Raw genomic sequence first — 19162 nt, 5'->3', positions numbered from 1 at the left:
GATGCGGGTATCGGTCATCGGAACGGGCTATGTGGGCCTCGTCTCGGGCGTGTGCCTCGCCTCCAAGGGGCACGAGGTGGTCTGCGTCGACGTGGACGCGGACAAGGTCGCGCGGATCAACGCGGGCGATCCGCCGATCTACGAGCTGGGCCTGGAAGAACTGCTGGGGCAGGTCGCGGGCAAGACCCTGACCGCCACCACCGACCTCGAGGCGGCGGTGCGTGACACCGAACTGTCGCTGATCGCCGTGGGCACGCCCTTCGACGGCAGCGCGATCGATCTGAAATACATCCGCACCGTGGCCGAACAGATCGGCGCGGTGCTGAAGGACAAACCCGGCTATCACTGCGTCGTCGTGAAAAGCACCGTGGTCCCCGGCACCACCGAGGACGAAGTTCTGCCGATCCTCGAACGGGTCTCTGGCAAGACCGCCGGCCCGGATTTCGGCGTCGGCATGAACCCCGAGTTCCTGAAGGAAGGCGAAGCCATCGCCGATTTCATGGAGCCCGACCGGATCGTGCTGGGCGGCATCGACGAGGCCTCCCGCGATGCGTTGGGGCAGCTTTACGACTGCTTCCCGGACGTCGACAAGATCCGCACCACGCCCCGCACCGCCGAGATGATCAAGTACACGGCCAACTCGCTGCTGGCGACGCTGATCTCGTTCTCGAACGAGATCGGCAATCTCTGCGCCGCCTCGGGCGTCGACGTGGTCGAGGCGATGGCGGGCGTGCACCTGGACAAGCGCTTCTCGCCCATCCTGCCGGACGGCAGCCGGGTCAGCCCCTCGTCGCTGGTCTACCTGGCCGCCGGCTGCGGCTTCGGCGGCTCGTGCTTCCCGAAGGACGTGAAGGCGCTGATCTCCTACGGCAAGGCGGCGGGCAACGGCATGGACCTGCTCAGCTCGGTCATCGCGGTAAACGAGGCGCAGCCCGCCCGGATGCTGGAGATGCTGCGGCGGCACCATCCCGACCTTGCGGGCCTGCGCGTGGCAGTGCTCGGCATGGCCTTCAAGCCGGGCACCGACGACATCCGCGAGAGCCCCTCGCTGCCGGTGACGCAGGCGCTGATCGACGCGGGCGCGGACGTCCACGCCCACGACCCGATCGCCCGCCACGAGGCCGAGAAGCAGTTCCCGCAGGGCGTCACCTTCCACGACGACCTGGGCGAGGCGCTGGAGGGCGCCGAGGCGGTGCTGCTGATGACCAGCTGGCCCGAGTACAAGGCCCTGCCCGAGCTGCTGGCGGGCCGCGATCCGGCACCGCTGGTCGTGGACGGCCGCCGGTTCCTGGCCAAGGATTCCCTGCCCCGCTACGAGGGTATCGGCCTGGCCGGTTCCTGAGGTCCTTGCCGTGAAACGGCTGTGCGTTTCGCACGCGAAACGGCTCTGAGTCGTGTTTCGCGTGCGAAACGGTTCTGAGTCATGTTTCGCGCGCGAAACGCTCGGCGCTGGCTCTGCTGACCGCCGCTCAGTCCTCGCAACTCAATCCTCGTCGCCCGGCTGGCGAAGCTTCCACCAGCACCAGGCCCAGTACCAAGCGTAGAGGGCCACGCCGAGGCCGCCCAGCCAGACCATGATCGGCACGCCCGGAAGCGTGTAGGCGTCGTGGGGGATGAGGTTCATCCGGCGCGGCCTTTGGTGGGGGTCTTTGGTGGGGGGCCGGGATCACTCGATCCCGATGCCCACGTCGAAGGTCACCGGCTGGGCGCCGGCGTTCATGATCTCGACGACATGGTCGCCCGATTGCCAGAGTTGCCCCTGGTAGGGCGTGTCCGAGGCGATCAGGTCCAGCAGCGCCGAGCCGTCCGGGTTCTCGATCCGGTAGTCCAGCGCACCGCCGTGAGAGCCGATGTCCACGTTCAGGACCTGCCCCTCGCTGGCGCCGAGGACATAGCGCACGGAGGTGTTCGGATCGAGTACCGCCGTCACCGCCATGCCGCTGGTGCCGGGGGCGAACTGCACCCGCTGGGTGCCCGACACGGCCGCACCCGCCATCGCGCCGCCGCCGTCGTCCGGGGCGTCCACCCCGCCATCAGCCCCACCATCAGAACGGCGCAGCTCGGCGACCTCGGGGCCGGACCAGACGATGCATTCCCAGGTGATGCCGTTCGCGTCCCTGAGCGTGACGAGGGTGCCCGCCTCGCTGCCCTCCTGCCCCAGGACCTCGCCGCCGACGTCCCCGTAGCGGGCGCGCATCTCGTCGATGCAGGCATTCGCCTCGTCGGAAATGTCGGCCAGGGCCGGAGCGGCCAGAAGGCTGCCCAGCACGATAACCCGTTTGAACATGTCGAAATCCCCCAGAGCTGAATGAACCAACCCGGAAAGAGTACCACAAGGGACCGCGGCCTCGTCATGAAGTTGCGCCACCCCTGCGCGCGCCTCCGCCCGTTTCGCGCGCGAAACATTCGACCCGTGTTTCGCGCGCGAAACGCTCAGTCCTGCCGCCAGCGCTCGACCAGGTCCAGGATCGCCCGGTGCAGTTCCGCGTCGACGCGCGGGCCGGTGAGCGTGACCTGCAGGCCCGCCCCCTTGCGTTTCGCGCCCACGGTGATGCCGGGGACGGTTTCGGGGGCTGGTGCGGGTTCAGGCGCAGGCGCGGCCTTGGGGGGCGTCAGCGCCTGCTCCAGGGCGGCCTGCTCGGCCTCGGGGGTCTCGGCATTCGCCTTCTCCAGCGCGCGGCGCAGCGCCCTGGCGGCGGCCCTGTCGTCGGAGACGTGCTTCGCAACGCGCAGGCCCAGCCGCTCTCCCAGCGCGTGGGGGAAGCGCAGCTGCGCGTCCAGCGCCCGGTAGACCGCAAGGAAACTGCCGATCTTCGAGCGTTTCGCGCGCGAAACATTCCCGAACAGCGCCCGCAGCGCCACGCGCTCGTTCTCGAAGACGCCGCGGTCGGCCGAGAGCGCCACGATCCGGGCGCGCTCGTAATGCGAGAGGCCCAGCCGGATCTCGTTCTCCTCGACCATGGCGACATAGGCATCGCCCGAGGTTTCGGGCCGGCGGACCAGCGCGCGGACCGATGCGAAACGCGGGTCGCCGGTCTCCTTCAGCAGCGCCGAAAGCGCGGTCAGCCGCCGCCAGCCCGAGATCAGCCCGTAGCGGCCGTCCGTCAGCGGCGTGACCTCGATCGGCGTGCGCTGGCCGTGGGCGCGCAGGCTTTCGCGCAGCGCCTCCATGTCCTCGTCGTCGCGGGGCAGGCGGTCGCGGTCCAGGTGATCGGCCAGAACGTCGCCCAGCGGCAGGTCCAGCACCATCCGGCCCTCGGCGCGGGCGCGGGCCATGTCGTCAGTCAGCGCCTCGAGCGCCGCGGTGGCCGAGGCCTCGCCCGCGACCTGCGCGATCGGCGCGCGGGAGACCTGGCTGGCAAGCCCGAAGGCCTTGGTTTCCAGCCCCGCACCCGGCTGGGCTGGGGCATCTGCAGGGGACTCGACGGGGGTCAGGCGGCGGCGGGCCATCAGGACGCCTCCTCTTTCAATTGTTGCTGCTCGTGCTGTTGCGCCAGTTCGTCCCTGCGCCACGCGCCGATCAGCAGGCGCTTGAAGGCGGCATAGGTGGCGTCGAAGGCGGCGCGCCCCCTAGCATACGTATCTCGGTTAAAATCCCGATAATCCGCCTCGTAAATTCCGTTCACCTGCTCGCCCGCCTGTCCCACGAGCGCGGTGAAGTCCTGCCGCACGGGGCTGAGCACCGGGCCCAGATAGGCCTGCATCAGCCCTGCCATCTCGGCCTGCTGCGAGCCGTCGAAACGGGTCACCACGGCGCGCACCGCGTCCCATTCGAAGCGCAGCCCCGGACGGCCAAGCGCGCGGGCGGCGGCGTTCTCGCCCTCTTCGATCGAGGCGAAGGTGGCGTGCAGCATGTCGAAGAACCGGCCCGTCGAGTCGAACTCCAGGAAGGACGCGCCCAGCGGCACCAGCAGGATGTCCGCCGTCGCCAGCCCGTTGATCGTCAGGTACCCAAGCGCCGGCGGCGTATCGAGCACGACCAGGTCGTACTGGTCCAGCAGCCCGTCCGCCTCGAGCCCGTTGGACAGCGCGTCCCACAGCTTCCAGCCGCGCAGGCCGGTGCGCCAGACGGGGATCTGGAACTCGGCCCAGTACAGGTTCAGCTGCGCGCCGATCAGGTCGATGTTTGGCCAGTGCGTGCCTTGCACCAGGTCGGCGGCTTTGGTGTCGAGCGCGGTTTGCAGCGCGTCGTCGAAGGGCAGGGGGGGCTCGCCGCGGTCGACGCGGCGGCGGTTCTCGGCCTGCAGGCTGCGGGCATAGTCGCGGGCCAGCAGCGGAAACACCGTCTGCCATTCGTCCGCCACCTGCCCGCCGAAGATCGAGGTGATCGAGCCCTGGCTGTCGAGGTCGATGACCAGCACCCGGTACCCGTCCAGCGCCGCCGACATCGCCAGATGCGCCGCGGTCGAGGTCTTGCCGACGCCGCCCTTGAAATTGGCGACCGCGACGACCTTGGCCGGCAGCCCCTCGGGGCGGTAGGGGCGGTATTCCTTGGCGCGGCTGCCTTCGGCGGCGAAATGGGCGCGCAGGCGCAGCACCTCGTCGAGGGTGAACCACTTGGCGCCGCCCTCGGTCTCGGACCGGCCCTGCGGCAGGTCCGGGTTGGCGCGCAGCACGCGGCGGAAATGGGCGGGGGCGACCGGGATCAGGTAGCGGGTGATCTCCCATGTCGAGAACAGGCGCAGCGTCTTGCGCCCCTCGGGGGACTGGCCGCGGCGGACCAGATCCTCGCGGCCCGAGAGCGAGCGGCTGGCGGTGTCGGCGAACCCGTCGGTGCCCACCGGATCGCCCAGTTCGCGCAAGGCCTGGTCGGGGTCGATATTGAAATACGGGGGCCGCTGGCCGGCCTCGGGATCCTGCATCGAAAACGCCTCATGTGCCCTGTTTTCGGCAATGTACCACAAAACGCGGCACATGTAAGCGAAAGCGGCATCCGATTCGATTTTCTCAGTGAAATCCGGCGTTTCCCAAGGCGATTCCGGCTGGAATCCGGGGCGCGGCGGCAACACTCCGCCAGCCCAGCCGTGTTATTGGGTGTTATATATAGTGTTACGGGTTTCGGGGCCTCTGGCCACCCCCTTGGTTTCACAGGGGAAAAACCGGCGCAGGACAGCCGCATGCGATTCCGGAACCACGTTCATGCGACTCTGAACCCACGCATCCGCGATTCCAAACCCACGTGGAAACCCGTGCCCCGTGCGCCTTGCCGCTGGACGGAGCGGGGGCCCGTCCGTAGGCTGGTGTAAATGAAACCACGATAAAAAACCCCGAGAAACAAGCAGGGTGAGGCAGAGCAGTCATGGCCTCGACACTTCTTCCGGACCGGCATCCGACCGGCGACTTCTTCGTCTGCGACGTGCTGGACGCAATCCCCAAGGACGACCTTGCGTCCATGGAGCATCCGGTGTTCTCGCTCTCGACCCGGCCCGACCGGCGGGTGCTGTCCTATGAGCACGCAGGCGCGAGCATCGAGATCACGCCCTCGGTCAAGGGGCTGGCGACGATCCACGACAAGGACATCCTGATCTACTGCATCAGCCAGCTGATGGCGGCGATCAATGCCGAGCGGCCCGTCAGCCGGCGCCTGGTGCTGACCGCGCGCGACCTGCTGGTGGCGACCAACCGCGAGACCAGCGGCGACGGTTATCGCCGGCTGCGCGAGGCGCTGGAGCGGCTGTCGGGCACGCGGATCGTCACCACGATCGCCACCGGGGGCGTCGAGACCACCCGCGGCTTCGGCCTGATCGACAGCTGGGAGATCGTGCGGCGGACAAGGGCGGGGCGGATGATCTCGGCCGAGGTGGTGCTGTCGGACTGGCTCTACCGCGCGGTGCTGGCGAAATCGGTGCTGACGCTGAGCCGCGACTATTTCCGCCTGCGCAAGCCGCTGGAGCGCCGGGTCTACGAGATCGCCCGCAAGCATTGCGGCCGGCAGCGGGAATGGACCATCGGGCTCGCAACGCTCTTGACCAAGACCGGGTCCACCTCACCTTTGCGGGTGTTTCGCAAGATGATCCGCGACATGGCGGCGGCGGACCTGCTGCCGGATTACTCGATCAGCGTCGAGCCGGGCGACCTGGTGCGGGTGCGCGCCCGGGCGAAGATGGCGGCGACGGGATCCGGGCGCGGGGCAGGGGGGGCGGAGCTGCCGCCGCTCTCTCCGGCGGCCTACGACCGGGCCCGCGCCGCCGCGCCGGGCTTCGACGTCTACGCCCTCGAGGCCGACTGGCGCGCCTGGTGGGCGGCCTCGGGCAAGCCCCGGCTGCACGCGCCGGAGGCGGCGTTCGTGGCGTTTGTGCGCACTCGGGCCAAACTGTGAGATGCAACGGTCGCACGCTCCGGTGGGGGATGGTATGAGGCCCGGCGGGCCGGATCATATTACCGGGCACAGAAGGAACAGCGCGCCATGAGCGTCCGACGCGGATTATTCTACAGCTTCGGCCAGACTGGCGGGCAGTTTTTCATCCAGTTCTTCTCGGCGATTGTCATCGCCCGGCTTCTGCCGCCCTCGGAACTCGGTGTGGCGGCGGTGGCGCTGGCCGCGATCGCGGTGCTCGAAGCGCTGCGTGAATTCGGGGTGCAGCGCTACGTGATCAAGGAGCCGGATCTGACCGAGGACAAGATCCGCACCGTATTCGGCGTGGCGCTGTTGGTCAGTTGGACGTTGGCCCTTGCCATCTTCCTGGGCCGAGAGCCTATCGCCGATTTCTATGACGAGCCGCGGCTGGCGCCGATTTTCGCGCTACTGTCGGTGAGCTTCCTGATCCTGCCCATCGGACTACCTGCGGGAGGGCTGCTGCGGCGTGACCGCCGCTACAAGGAACTGTCGGTAATCGTCTTGTCGGGAACGCTGGCCAATACCGTGGTCTCGATCCTTTTCGCGCTTGCCGGTTTTGGTCCGATCTCGCTGGCCTGGGGGGCGGTGGCGCAATCGGTGGGGTTCGTCGGTGTAACGTTGGCTTATCGTCGTGACCATCTGCACCTTCGTCCGTCGCTGAAGGAATGGCGTGCAGTGGCCAGTTTTGGCGGCCTGACCTCGATCGAGTCGGTGGTTTCGACTCTCGGATCGCAACTGCCGCAGATCCTTATGGGAAAGGTCTTCGCCTTCGATACTGTTGGCTATTACGTGCGGAGCTATCGCCTGGCGATCATGGTCCAGCGGCTATTCTTGAGTTCGGTCAACTGGGTCACCGGCTCCGAGTTGGGTGCCATGCATCGGGCCGGCGCCGACATGCGGCCGCTGTTGATGAAAGTCACCGCCTATACGCTGGTGGTGGCGTGGCCAGCGCTGCTGTTTATGGCGATTGAGGCATACGCGGTCATAGGTCTGCTCTTCGGGGAAAAGTGGCTTGGTGCTGCACCTGTATTGCAGGCGCTTTGCATTGCGCAGTTGCTGCAACTCATAGCGGGACAGGCCAATGCGGTCTACATAGCCACCGGCGACGTCAAGCTGAAGTTGCGTAACGAGCTGATCCTGCAGAGCATTGCGTTGGCGCTGCTGATGCTGGGGCTGAGCCATTCGGTTTTGGCGGTGGCCTGGTTGCGGGTCGGCTTCGGCGCGGCGCATCTGCTGGTACACATGACGGCGCTGCGGCGCTACGTAGGGCTGGATTTCGCGACCCTCGGCGCCACCGTGGCGCGTCCGGCAGCGATCTCGGTCCTGTTCGGATTGACCCTTCTGGGGTTGCGGCAGGCGCTGCCCGAAAGCTGGCGCGACGCGCCCCTGTCGGTGTTCCCGCTGGCGGCGGCCATGGGGCTGGTCTTCATGCTGTTGCTGGTGGTCTTCCGGCACCCGCTGGTGGGCGAGATCACCCGGTTGCTCGACCGCCGCCGCGCGGTCTGAGCGCGGTCCGAACTCGCGCCGCCTGGACCTGGGCGCTCAGAACCCCCAGCGGGCGGTGTTTATCCCCCATTCGTCGCGCAGCCGGGCCATGTCCGGGGCCAGCGTTTCGGCCACCTCGGCACGCTGCGCCGGGGTCAACCGCACCGGTTGCGGCCGCGTCGCCTCCAACAGCCGGCGAACCGGGGCCTTCACCCCGGCCGGCAGCCGCGAGAGCGCCGGGGCCGCGCGGCGCAGCATCCGTTCGGCTTCGGATTTCGGTCGGGCCGAGACGTTGCGTGCCGAACTGTCGGCGATCTCCGCCATCGGGGCGATGTCGAGAAAGGCACAGACTCTGTTGACGGTGGCGAGCGGCTTGTCGGTCAGGTCCTCGTAGTCGATCAGCAGCAGCGCCTCGCGGCCGAATACCCGCGTCCAGGCCTCCGCCTGGGCGAAGTAGTTCGAGGTCTGTACCAGGTCGGGATGCGTGATCGGCAGCCGCCATTGCGGGTGCCTGCGCATGAAATTGTAATGCGACTCGATCCGGGCAAACGGGTCGCGCATCGCATAGGCCAGCCGGGGACGGATCCCGTGCGCCGCGACCCGTTCCGCTACGCCGGGTTCCTCGTGCTTGGTATAGCCTGTAGAGGCTTCCATCGCCCAAGCGTGCCGGGCCGGATCGAAATCCCAAAGATCCGTATAGGCCGAGATGCTGTTGCGGGTGTCGTGGGGCCGTTCCTGGCGCGAGAAGTACTCCGGCTCCTTCACCGAGGCGGGGCAGACCGCCGGATGCTCGGCCAGGTAGCTGAACAGCGAGGTCGTGGCGCATTTCATCGAGCCGATGATCAGGAAATACTGATCGTCCCGGATCGTCGTGCTGGTATCAGGCATGTCGGCTCTCCGCAGGGCAGGGGCTTGGATTGCTTGGCCGAGCATCGTGCCCATTTCAAGGCATCGCCAATCCCGGGACGTGCGAAAAATCGTACCGGCCGCGCAAAAGCGCTTGGCCCAGTCGCGATCGGGCTGCCATAACACGTCGCGGGGGCGCCGGACGGCGTCGAGGGGCAGCCAGCAGGGCAGGAGACCGTATGACATATCCCGCCGGGAAGCCGACGGTTTCGGTGATCCTGCCGGTCTACAACCGTCTGCGCTCGCTCGATGATTCGATCCGCAGCGTGCTGGGGCAGACCTATGGCGACCTGGAACTGATCGTGGTCGACGACGCCTCGACCGAGGATCTGAGCCAGGTGATCGACCGGATCGACGATCCGCGGCTGCGTTACGTCCGCCGGCCGGTGAACGGCGGTGCCTCGGCGGCGCGCAACACCGGTCTTGCCGAGGCCCGTGGCGCGTTCATCGCTTTTCAGGACAGCGACGATCTGTGGTTACCGCGCAAGCTCGAGCGGCAGATGAAGCTCCTGGAGGAGCGACCCGAGATCGACGTGGTCACCGGCGCCAAGGTGCTCTACGGCGGCGGTCCGGACGGCAGTTACGGCATCGACAAGGTCTCGCTGCGCCCGCCGCCCGACGGGCGGCTACGCGAGGACGAGGACCAGGTCGCGAAATTCCTCGTCGAGAACCGGATCAGCCTGCAGAATGCGCTGTTCCGCCGCGACTGCTATCCGAGCATGACCTGGTTCGACGAGCGTGTGCGCTCGAACGCCGACTGGGCCTTCACCGTGTCGCTGGCCCAGCACGCCCGGATCCTGGAACAGGCCGAGCCGGTGGTGATGGCATTCTCGTCCACGGATTCGATCTCGAAGAACAAGCGGGCGAAGGCGATCGGCCTGGTGCGGATCCTGCGCCGCAACCGCGAGGCCTATGCCAGCCACCCGCGCGAGTATGCCCTCAACCTCTGGCGCCTGGGGCGTGCGCTGATCAATGCGGGCAAGCCGCGGATCGGCCGGCGCTTCTGCGGCGCCGCGCTGCGCCACCATCCGGCCCTCGGCGTGCAGATCCTGGGCGAGAAGCTCAGCCGCAAACCGCGGCTTTAGCTTGTCTCAGGTCTCGGCCCATCTGCGCACCCGGCGCCGGACTCGGCGCAGCAGCCGGTTCACCGGCCGCGCGCTGCGCGCGCGCGCGGCAGCTGCCTCTGCGATGATCTGCGGATCCAGCGTGGGTGGCGCGGCGATTGGATCAGGGCTGTCAGGTCGATAACCCAGGCGGCGGAAATCTTCGGCATAGATCTCGGCCAGCAGCGCAATCTCAGATGGACCGGCGCTGGCTTTCGTGGCTGTCTTGGCCCCTGCCATATTTACGCCCGGTGCCGTTTTTGCCGTGCCTCTGCTGTTGATGTGGCCGATTGCGCGGGGACCATCGGATACCCCAGTCAGCCGGTCGAGATAGGGCACCAGCGCATCCAGCCCGTGCTCCAGGTGGAAGATCGCGCAATCCTCGGGCAGGAAATCGACCTGCGGCCGGAAATGGTTGTCGATCGCGAACGGGTCCAGCGCCTGACGGCTGCGCATCTCCTGCAACCAGTCATGGAAGGAGATGTCCGCCGGAGCGGTGCCTTCGACTTCAATCTGGAAATGATAGGCACTGATCGCACGACTGACCGGGTGACGCACCACCGCGAAGGCGCCATCGAAGAACCCCTCGCCGAACAGCCGGCGGACGGTCGTCCAATCGGCGTGCTGTGGCGAGGTGCGGGTCCAGCGCTCGGCCTCGGGACGCAGCAGGAAGCGGTCGTCGAGAAAACTCATCTCGCCGAACCGTGTGCGCAGGTAAGCCTCGACAGAGGACCCGGCGCATTTCGGCACGTGCGCGAAATAGTAGATCCCCGATCCAGCCCTGAAGAAAGGCATGAGTCCCCCGTTCCCTTGCGCGCGGCATCCCCGTGCATCCATCCGCGCGCTGCAACCTAGCACTGCCACCGTGCAAATCGGAAGGCCGAACCCGCTGATGCTGCTTGGATATAGCCCGGCCGGAGACTACCATGCCATGGAGGTCGGGCCCGGCGGGTGTTTGCCGGAGGGCCCGGCCCGGGGGCGGGGGACATGTACGCAAGCCATACGCGCTTCGGCGCAGACACATCGCAGCCGGTGGTTTGGCGAAGCGGCCCTTTGCGTCCTTACGAGACGCTGACCAGACATGCGCTGATTATGGAGATCTTCGGTTCCTTCTCGGATGTGCCTGGCCGAAGCACAAAAGAGCCGCGGCTGGGTTCACATGGTGCGCAAGGCATCGGCCGGACGCCGACGTCTTGCGCTATTCCCGCTCCCAGCTCGTAGAGGCTCGCAAGGAGAGACATACGTGATACTTTCGATCCTGATCCGTGGCCCCATTCTGGGCCTCATCCTAGTAGTCATGGCGCTGGTGCCGGGGACAGTGGTCGCCGAGCAGCGCGTCACGACGCCTACGGAGCTGGGTGCGGCGCTGAAGGCCCCGGAAACCGGCCAGATCCTGCTGGCCCCTGGGGACTACGGTAAGCTGAAGATCCGCGGCACCTACCCGCAGGGGCTCGTGCTGCGTGCGGACCCGCCGCGTGAGGCGCGCTTCGACACGATTGAGATCTCCGGTGCTGTGAATGTCACCCTCGATGGCCTGCGTATCGGGGGAATGAAGACTGCCGGAAAATACCTTCAGGTGATCGACAGCAGCAGAAACATCACCATCCGCAATTCGGAGATCGGCGGCCCCCCTGGCAGCTACAAGGGTTTTGGAATCCGCGCCGCGAATGGCGCGCAGCTGGTTTACGAGAACAACTACGTTCACCACGTCACCAACGGCATTGCCAACTTCCAGAACTCGGACATCGTGCTGAAGGGCAATGTCGTCGACCATGTCGCGGGGGATTCCTACAAGTTCGGCGGCGTTAACGGCGGCCTCGTGGAGAATAATATCGGGGCGGCACATGTCTCTGCCCGCGAGGGTGCCCATAACGATTTCATGCAGTTTCAGGGCACGCCCTCGCGCAACATCGTTATCCGCGGCAATGCTGTGCTGCCGGCGGAAGGTGCTGACGCTTCGCACCAAGGCATCTTCGTCAACACCAAGGGCGATGTGGAGAACTTTCTGGTCGAACAGAACATCATTATCGGCGCACTGTTACGCGGCATCTCGATCGAGGACGGCAAGAACGTCACCATCCGCTATAACACGCTGCTAGATGTCCCCGGGCAGGCCGTTAATTCGACACGGATATTCGCGAACTCCAATGCCGTGATCGAGAACAACATTTGGACCGAGGAAACCGGTCGTGCCGACGGTAGCAACGTGGTCGTCCAGCATGTTTCCCCATATCGAGCGTACTATGTGTATGACCTGTTTCGGGATTTTCGCGGAACGGGTACCACGCTCGAAGGGCTGATACCGGTTGCCGGGAAGGCTGCCGAGGGGCGCGGTGCGCACCGCCGACTGATGCAGATGCTGGGTGGTTGACGAGAGGCCGTTATAAAGAGGCCTTTATAAAAAGGCCGGGTCCAGCGAACCGGACCCGGCCTTGTTTCAAGATCGGCTCGGGGATTGCGGCGAAAGCCGGATCTCAGAGCACGAAGTCGTTCTGATCCAGATCGGACACCTCGATACCCTTGAAGCGGATGCTGCCCTCGGTGCCCAGCACGGACATGTCGAAGCTGGCATCTCCACCGGCGCTGGAGAGCGCCGAGGCCAGGATGTCGCCGAAGTCGCCGCTATCGATGTCGAACCGGGTCAGGTCGATAAGGTCCGTCCCGGTCTCGAAATCGGTGATGACATCATTGCCTGGCGACAGGCGGAACTTGAACGTGTCGCTTCCGGCGCCGCCCGTCATCACGTCATCGCCGCGGCCACCGTCGACGATATCGTTGCCGTCGCCGCCATCGAGCGTGTCATTGCCCCTGGTGCCGCGCAGGACATCGTCGCCTTCGCCGCCGTTGAGTACGTCATCGCCGGTGCGACCGTTCAACCGGTCATTGCCGGTGCCACCACTGATTTTGTCATCGCCGCGACCGCCGTTCAGCCGGTCCGCGCCGCTGTTGCCATTGAGCGTGTCGTTGCCGCCATGAGCCTTGATGCGGTCGTCGCCGGCGCCGCCCTTGAGCGTGTCGTTTCCGGCATAGCCCGACAGCACGTCGTCGCCATCGCCGCCTGAGATATTGTTGGCGTTGCCGTCACCGTAAAGCCGGTCATCACCATCGTCGCCCGAAACCCAATCGCTGTCGGGGGTCTCGGGGGTGTCCGGCGTTGCATCGGGCGTCTCGGGCGCCGATGTGTCCGGCGTGTCCGAACTCTCGCCGGTCAGCAGTTCGACCAGACGGGCGTAGGCGCCCTTGCCGTCGACGACGCTGTCCTCGACCGGGATCAGCCCTTCGAGGGTGGTGCCGGTTCCGTGGAAGTCGGTGAACAGGTCGTAGATGTAGTTCTTGTCGCCTGCGTCGTCGTGCTGGACGATGACGTTGCTGCCCTCGGTCCCGCCGGACTGTTCCGTCCAGATGTTGTTCTCGACCACTGCACCCGCGCCCGCGATGATCTGCGTGGCGTCGGTGGCCTGTCCGGGGATATCGAGAACGGTATTGTCCCGGATCGTGACGTTCTTGCCGTCCTCGATGGAAATGCCCCGCAGCAGCGCCGACAGGACGATGTTCTGCTCGATCAGGACGTTCTGCGACGGGCTGTCGGTGTTGAAGAAGATGCCCTGATTGGTGGCATCGTCGCCTTCCGCCGGCAACAGCACATTGCCGCGGATCACGATGTCGTTCGACGCCTTGCCTTGGAACTGCATGAAATCGACATGCGCACCGTCGAGCGCCCGGACATGCGCCGCGCCGGTGTTGTTCTCGATCAGGCCGCCATCGACACCGCCGAACTTGTAGGAATCATGGCCGATGTGGTCGACCACATTGCCCTTCAGCACGATGTCCGAGTTCTGGAAGTTGGCAATGCCGTTGGTCACGTGGTGAACGTAGTTGTTCTGGTAGACCAGGTTCGACGATTCCGAGGCGTAGATGCCAAAGCCGTTGTAATTGCCACTCGGCCCCGCGATCTCGGAGTTCTTGATGGTGATGTTCTTGCTGCCATCGAGAATATCGACGAAGTGGGTCCTCTCACCAAGGCTGCCCGAGGGCGCGATCTTCAGCCCGTCGAGTGTCACGTTGGTGGCGCCGACGATGTCGACGAAGCCTAGTTCGGCCTTGAGCGGCGATGCCGACTTCAGCGTGACCTCGCTGGCGTAATCCTTGGTGATCGTCAGATCGCCATAGTCGCCGGCTTCCAGCAGGATGGTTTCGCCGCCATTTGCGGCCTTCAGCACTGCCTTGAGTTCCGAAGCGGAAGAAACAGTCACCGTCTTGCCGCTGGTCGAGGTGTTGTCGCTGGCTTCCGGGGTCCAGATCTCGGGCGCGTCACCGCCGTTCGTGCCGCTGTCGTCTGTTTCCGGGGCCGGCGAGGTGGTAGGGGTCTCGGTTTCGGGTTCAACCGGATCGGAACCGGTCGGAACACTCGGTGCTTCGCCGGTCAGAAGCTCGATCAGCCGGGCGTAGGCGCCTTTCTCGTCGACGGAACTGCCGTCCACGGGCATCAGCCCCTCGAGCGTGGTGCCGACGCCCTGATAGTCCTTGAACAGGTCGTAGAGGTAGTTGGTGTCGTTGGCATTGTCGTGCTGGACCACGACGTTGGTGCCTTCGGTGCCGCCGGCATAGCTGGTCCAGATGTTGTGCTCGACAGTGGCACTGTCGTTGGTGAGGATTTTTGTCGGATCCCCCGCCACTCCCGGCAGGTCGAGTACGGTGTTGTAGCGGATGGTTACGTTCGTGGGGTCTTCAAGCGAGATACCGCGCAGCAGAGCTGCCAGGATGATGTTCTGCTCGATCAGAATGTTGTCCGAACTGCCGCTGGTGTTGAAGAAGATGCCTTGGGTGGTTGCCTCGTTGGCCGGCAGCAGGATGTTGCCGCGGATCACGATGTCGTTCGACGGTGTGCCCTGAAACTGCATGAAGTCGTTGTGCGCACCGGCGGGGGCATTGATGTGCGCGGCACCGGTGTTGTTCTCGATCAGGCCGCCGTCGATGCCGCCGAACTTGAACGAATCGCCGCCGATATGGTCGATCACGTTGCCCTTCAGCACGATGTCCGAGTTCTGGAAGTTGGCAATGCCGTTGGTCACGTGGTGGATGTAGTTGTTCTCGTAGACCAGGTCCGACGACAGCGATGCATAGATGCCAAAGCCGTTGTAGCTCCCGCTTGGCCCGCCGATCTCGGAATTCTTGATCGTGATGTGATGGCTGCCGTCGACCACCTCGACATATCTGCCCGCCGTGCTGGTGCCGCCGACGCGGACGCCATCGAGGGTGATGTTGCTCGCGCCCGAGAACTCGACGGTGTCAAAACGGGCACCCTGAGGGTCGTCCGAGACGATGGTGACGTTGCTGGCAAAGTCCTGGGTGATCCGCAGATCGCCATAGGATCCGGATTCAAGGCGAATCGTGTCGCCGCCGGAGGCGCTGCTGAGCGCGGATTGCAGTTCTGACTTCGAAGATACGGTGTACGTAGCCATTGGGGGGAGAGCCTGTGTTTGTGGCCTTGGGGGTAGGCCAGTTTCCAGTTCAGGCGCGCGCACTTGTCCTGTACCCGCCCAAGGTTACGGAGCGGGGGCACAAGGTCCGAACTCCACTTCGAGTACTTCCTGACAAACCGAATATTTACGGCGCCAGGACAGACAAACTCAAAGTTTGCTCAGAACAAGGCTGACATTAAGGACACACACGCCTGCAGATTACTGAGTTAACTCAGGATTGTTACGTATTCATCTTGACTGATGTGTATCGGCCGATTCTGCCGAAATCAAGGCAACCCGCCGGAGCCAATTCCGGGTTGGCCGATTATCGCCAACCGTGCGCCGCAACACTGACATCACTGTCAAAATTTTATCGTGAGCCAAAGCACTTACTACATCGGCCCGCTTCCTGTAAGGACACAAGGGTGGGGTAACATTCTCGGGTGGGGGAGTATGAGGGTATCGGTTTTCGGCATGGGGTATGTCGGGGTGGTGTCGGCGGCCTGTCTGGCGCGTGATGGACATCAGGTGACGGGGGTCGATCCGCAGGAAGCCAAGGTCGCCCTGGTCAACGAGGGCAAGGCCCCGATCGTCGAGAAATACGTCGGCGAGCTGATCGAGGAGGCGGTCGCCGGGGGGCGGCTGACCGCCACGACGGACGCCGCCGCGGCGGTGGCGCAGAGCGACATGAGCCTTGTCTGCGTGGGCACGCCCTCGCGCCGCAACGGCAGTCTCGACACCACGGCGGTGGAACGGGTCTGCGAGCAGATCGGCCAGGCCATCGCCGCCAAGGATACGCCGCACCTGGTGGTGATGCGCTCGACGATTCTGCCCGGCACGATGCGCGGGACGGTGATCCCGACGCTGGAGAGCGCTTCGGGGCTGACGCAGGGGGCGCGGTTGAAGATCGCCAACAACCCCGAATTCCTGCGTGAATCGACCGCCGTCTACGATTACGACAATCCGCCCAAGACCGTGGTGGGCGCCTCGGACCCGGCGGTGGCCGAAGAGGTCCTGGCTCTCTACGAGGATCTGCCGGGCCCGAAGATCGCCACCGAGGTCGAAGTGGCCGAGATGGTGAAATACGCCGACAACGCCTGGCATGCGGTCAAGGTCGCCTTCGCCAACGAGATCGGCAATATCGCCAAGGCGGTCGGCGTCGACAGCTGGCAGGTGATGGACATCTTCTGCCAGGACGAGAAACTCAACATCTCGCCCTACTATCTCAAGCCGGGCTTCGCCTTCGGCGGCTCCTGCCTGCCCAAGGACGTACGGGCGCTGACCTACAAGGGCCGCGACCTGGACCTGGAACTGCCGCTGCTGCAGAGCGTGATGCCCACCAACGCCCGCCAGATCGAACGTGCCTTCGAGGCGATTGCCGCGCAGGGCCGGCGCAAGATCTCGTTCCTCGGCATCAGCTTCAAGTCCGGCACCGACGATCTGCGCGAAAGCCCGCAGGTCACCCTGGTCGAGCGGTTGATCGGCAAGGGGTACGATCTGCGCATCTATGACCGCAACGTGCACCTGGCCCGGCTGACCGGGGCCAACCGGGACTACATCCACAACGTGATCCCGCATATCTCCGAGATCCTGTCCGACGATCTCGACGCGGTGCTGGCGCATGGCGAACTGGTCGTGGTCGGCAATGGCGCGCCCGAGTTCCGCACGCTGCCGGGCCGCCTGGGTGCCGAGCAGGTTCTGTTCGACCTGGCCCGCATTCCCGGAGCGGCCGAAACGCTGGGGGCGCGCTATGACGGCGTCAACTGGTAACGGCCGCCGCGTCCTGATCATCGTCGAGAACCTGCCGGTGCCCTTCGATCGGCGGGTCTGGTCCGAGGCCACCGAACTGGCGCGCGCAGGCTACACGGTCTCGGTAATCTGCCCGACCGGCAAGGGTCACGATGCGGCCTACGAGGAGCTCGAGGGCGTCCACATCTATCGTCACCCGCTGCCGCTAGAGGCGCACGGGGCCTGGGGCTACCTGCGCGAGTACGGCGCCGCGCTGTGGCACGAGGCGCGGCTTGCCTTCCGGGTGCGCCGTGAGCATGGCATCGACCTGATCCACGGCTGCAACCCGCCGGACCTGATCTTCCTGGTCGCATGGCTGCTGCGCCCCTTCGGCGTGCGCTACCTGTTCGACCATCACGACATCTGCCCCGAGCTGTTCGAGACCAAGTTCGGCAAACGCGGACTGCTGTGGCGGCTGACCCTGCTGCAGGAGTGGCTGACCTTCAAGACCGCCATCGTCTCGATTGCCACCAATGAAAGCTACGCCCGCATCGCCCGCGAACGCGGCGGCATGGCGCCCGAGGATGTCTTCGTGGTCCGCTCCGGCCCGAAGGTCGAGAAGCTCGAACTGCGCCCGCCGCGGCCCGAGCTGAAAAAGGGTGCGGCGCATCTGATCGGCTATGTCGGGGTGATCGGCCAGCAGGAGGGGCTGGATCTGCTGATCGACGCGGCCGCGCACCTGACCGGGCCGATGGGTCGCCGGGACGTGCATTTCGGCATCGTCGGCGGCGGACCCGAACTGCCGGTCGTCGAGGCCGAGGTCGTCCGCCGTGGGCTGGAGGAGTTCTTCACCTTCACGGGCCGCGCCCCGGACGACCTGCTGCTCGACATGCTCAACACGGCCGACATCTGCGTGAACCCGGACCGGGCGACGCCGATGAACGACCTGTCGACGATGAACAAGATCCTCGAGTACATGACGCTCAAAAAGCCGATCGTGCAGTTCGATCTGCGGGAAGGTCGCGAAAGCGCGGGGCCGGCGTCGCTCTACGCCCGCAAGAATGATCCCGTCGACTTCGCCGAGAAGATCGCCGAACTGCTGGACGACCCCGACCGCCGGGCCGAGATGGGTGCCGCCGGCCGCGCCCGGATCCTCGACCGGTTCTCCTGGGACCATTCCGCGCCTGCGCTGCTGGCGGCATATGATCGTGCGTTCGGGAAGATGGGAAAGGATGTCATCGAACCCGGAACCGCGGAGAGCCGGACATGACGGCACCCCGGTTTTTCGTGGGCATCGGGGCCCAGAAGGCCGGGACAACCTGGTTGTCGGACTATCTCCGCGCCCATCCCGAGGTCGGCCTGTCGCCGATCAAGGAGCTGCACTTCTTCGATTCGCATTTCACCGACGTGCATGCCGGGGCGGATCGCGAGTGGCCTCGGCTCCGCCGCAACCTGGCGACCCTAGCCGCCGAGACCGCGGCGGCGCCCGGTCGGGGGTCGCGCCTGTCGCGGCACTACCTGGGCATGTTGCGCGGATCGGTGGAAAGCTACCGGCGCTATCTTGAGATCCTGCTCGATGGACATCGCATGGCGGGCGAGATCACCCCCGCCTACACGATGCTCGACGACGGCGGGTTCCGGCGAATCGAAAGCGCGCTGGACGGGCCTATCTACCTGCTGCTGCTACGCAACCCGGCCGACCGGTTCTGGTCGCAGATCCGTTATCGCGGCCGCTGGGCGCACGACGTCGAACAGGTGGATGACCTCGTCGACCTGCTGCAGCAGGAAACCTATCTTCTGCGCTCAAGTTGCGCGCGGGTGCAGGCCGCGATGGACCGGATCGCGGGCGATCGGCTGCTGGTGGTATTCTATGAGAACCTGTTTGCCGCTGGAAAAACCCAGGCCGTCTGCGACGAACTGTGCGACGCAATGGGGCTCTCGCATCTGCCCGCGGATCCGGGCAAGCGGGTGAATGCGGGCGACGTGTGGGCCGAGGACGGGTTCGACCGGACGGCGGTGGTCCGGGCGTTGAAAGAGGAATACCTGGATGCGGCGCGGCGCCATGGAGATGTGCTGCCCGAAAGCTGGCGAAGGGACATGGCGCTGCTGTAGGTCGAGGCCGCCCGGGGAGCCGCCGCCCC

The 19162-nt window shown here is 65.6% G+C and carries 15 protein-coding genes; 8 read left to right on the top strand and 7 right to left on the bottom strand.

Annotation, left to right across the window (positions count from 1 at the left end; translation table 11 throughout):
* Position 1: 1 nt before the first annotated feature.
* A complete protein-coding gene (locus tag ACW9UR_RS25055; protein WP_458919810.1) occupies positions 2-1342 on the top strand; it encodes a UDP-glucose dehydrogenase family protein in 1341 nt (446 codons plus the stop codon).
* Between the two features lie 141 nt (positions 1343-1483).
* On the opposite strand, the gene ACW9UR_RS25050 is transcribed toward ACW9UR_RS25055, so the two are convergent.
* From ACW9UR_RS25050 to ACW9UR_RS25035, 4 genes are all read right to left on the bottom strand, one after another.
* Positions 1484-1624: a hypothetical protein gene (locus ACW9UR_RS25050; RefSeq protein ID WP_458919809.1), complete on the bottom strand. Its 141-nt coding sequence runs from the start codon at positions 1622-1624 to the stop codon at positions 1484-1486.
* A 42-nt stretch (positions 1625-1666) separates the two neighbouring features.
* Positions 1667-2287, bottom strand: a complete 621-nt coding sequence (locus ACW9UR_RS25045) for a hypothetical protein (RefSeq protein WP_458919808.1) — start codon at positions 2285-2287, stop codon at positions 1667-1669.
* A gap of 146 nt (positions 2288-2433) precedes the next feature.
* Positions 2434-3450 carry a hypothetical protein gene (locus ACW9UR_RS25040; protein WP_458919807.1) on the bottom strand — a complete coding sequence of 339 codons (1017 nt, stop codon included), beginning with the start codon at positions 3448-3450 and terminating at the stop codon, positions 2434-2436.
* Entirely contained in the window at positions 3450-4862 is a 1413-nt protein-coding gene (locus tag ACW9UR_RS25035) for an AAA family ATPase (protein WP_458919806.1), read from the bottom strand. The genes ACW9UR_RS25040 and ACW9UR_RS25035 overlap by 1 nt, the downstream gene beginning before the upstream one ends.
* Before the next feature lie 437 nt (positions 4863-5299).
* Between ACW9UR_RS25035 and ACW9UR_RS25030 the strand changes: the two genes are divergently transcribed.
* Both ACW9UR_RS25030 and ACW9UR_RS25025 read left to right on the top strand, forming a co-directional pair.
* Positions 5300-6319, top strand: a complete 1020-nt coding sequence (locus tag ACW9UR_RS25030) for a replication initiator protein A (RefSeq protein WP_458919805.1) — start codon at positions 5300-5302, stop codon at positions 6317-6319.
* 87 nt (positions 6320-6406) lie between these two features.
* Entirely contained in the window at positions 6407-7843 is a 1437-nt protein-coding gene (locus ACW9UR_RS25025) for an oligosaccharide flippase family protein (protein ID WP_458919804.1), read from the top strand.
* Between the two features lie 36 nt (positions 7844-7879).
* Here the strand turns inward: ACW9UR_RS25025 and ACW9UR_RS25020 are convergent, their stop codons facing one another.
* Positions 7880-8710 (bottom strand): sulfotransferase, encoded by an 831-nt coding sequence (locus ACW9UR_RS25020; RefSeq protein WP_458919803.1) that lies wholly within the window; start codon positions 8708-8710, stop codon positions 7880-7882.
* Between the two features lie 197 nt (positions 8711-8907).
* Here ACW9UR_RS25020 and ACW9UR_RS25015 point away from each other — a divergent pair, with 197 nt between their 5' ends.
* On the top strand, positions 8908-9813 hold the full coding sequence (locus ACW9UR_RS25015) for a glycosyltransferase family 2 protein (protein WP_458919802.1): 906 nt from the start codon (positions 8908-8910) through the stop codon (positions 9811-9813).
* Positions 9814-9819: 6 nt separating this feature from the next.
* Here the strand turns inward: ACW9UR_RS25015 and ACW9UR_RS25010 are convergent, their stop codons facing one another.
* Positions 9820-10626 carry a sulfotransferase family 2 domain-containing protein gene (locus ACW9UR_RS25010; RefSeq protein WP_458919801.1) on the bottom strand — a complete coding sequence of 269 codons (807 nt, stop codon included), beginning with the start codon at positions 10624-10626 and terminating at the stop codon, positions 9820-9822.
* Between the two features lie 448 nt (positions 10627-11074).
* Here ACW9UR_RS25010 and ACW9UR_RS25005 point away from each other — a divergent pair, with 448 nt between their 5' ends.
* A complete protein-coding gene (locus ACW9UR_RS25005) occupies positions 11075-12202 on the top strand; it encodes a right-handed parallel beta-helix repeat-containing protein (RefSeq protein ID WP_458919800.1) in 1128 nt (375 codons plus the stop codon).
* A 103-nt stretch (positions 12203-12305) separates the two neighbouring features.
* Here ACW9UR_RS25005 and ACW9UR_RS25000 read toward each other — a convergent pair whose 3' ends face one another.
* Positions 12306-15293 carry a right-handed parallel beta-helix repeat-containing protein gene (locus tag ACW9UR_RS25000; protein ID WP_458919799.1) on the bottom strand — a complete coding sequence of 996 codons (2988 nt, stop codon included), beginning with the start codon at positions 15291-15293 and terminating at the stop codon, positions 12306-12308.
* A 453-nt stretch (positions 15294-15746) separates the two neighbouring features.
* On the opposite strand from ACW9UR_RS25000, the gene ACW9UR_RS24995 reads away from it, so the two are divergent.
* Genes ACW9UR_RS24995 through ACW9UR_RS24985 form a run of 3 tightly spaced genes read left to right on the top strand, consistent with a single transcriptional unit; the run spans position 15747 to position 19133 of the window.
* Positions 15747-17063 (top strand): nucleotide sugar dehydrogenase, encoded by a 1317-nt coding sequence (locus ACW9UR_RS24995; protein WP_458919798.1) that lies wholly within the window; start codon positions 15747-15749, stop codon positions 17061-17063.
* Complete coding sequence (locus ACW9UR_RS24990) at positions 17044-18291, top strand: glycosyltransferase family 4 protein (protein ID WP_458919797.1); 1248 nt, start codon at positions 17044-17046, stop codon at positions 18289-18291. The genes ACW9UR_RS24995 and ACW9UR_RS24990 overlap by 20 nt, the downstream gene beginning before the upstream one ends.
* Positions 18288-19133 carry a sulfotransferase gene (locus ACW9UR_RS24985; protein WP_458919796.1) on the top strand — a complete coding sequence of 282 codons (846 nt, stop codon included), beginning with the start codon at positions 18288-18290 and terminating at the stop codon, positions 19131-19133. The genes ACW9UR_RS24990 and ACW9UR_RS24985 overlap by 4 nt, the downstream gene beginning before the upstream one ends.
* Positions 19134-19162: the final 29 nt, after the last annotated feature.

It is taken from the genome of Halovulum sp. GXIMD14794, from assembly GCF_054457455.1.
Note: the sequence above shows the minus strand (reverse complement) of the source record. Positions and strands in the feature narration are given on the sequence as shown.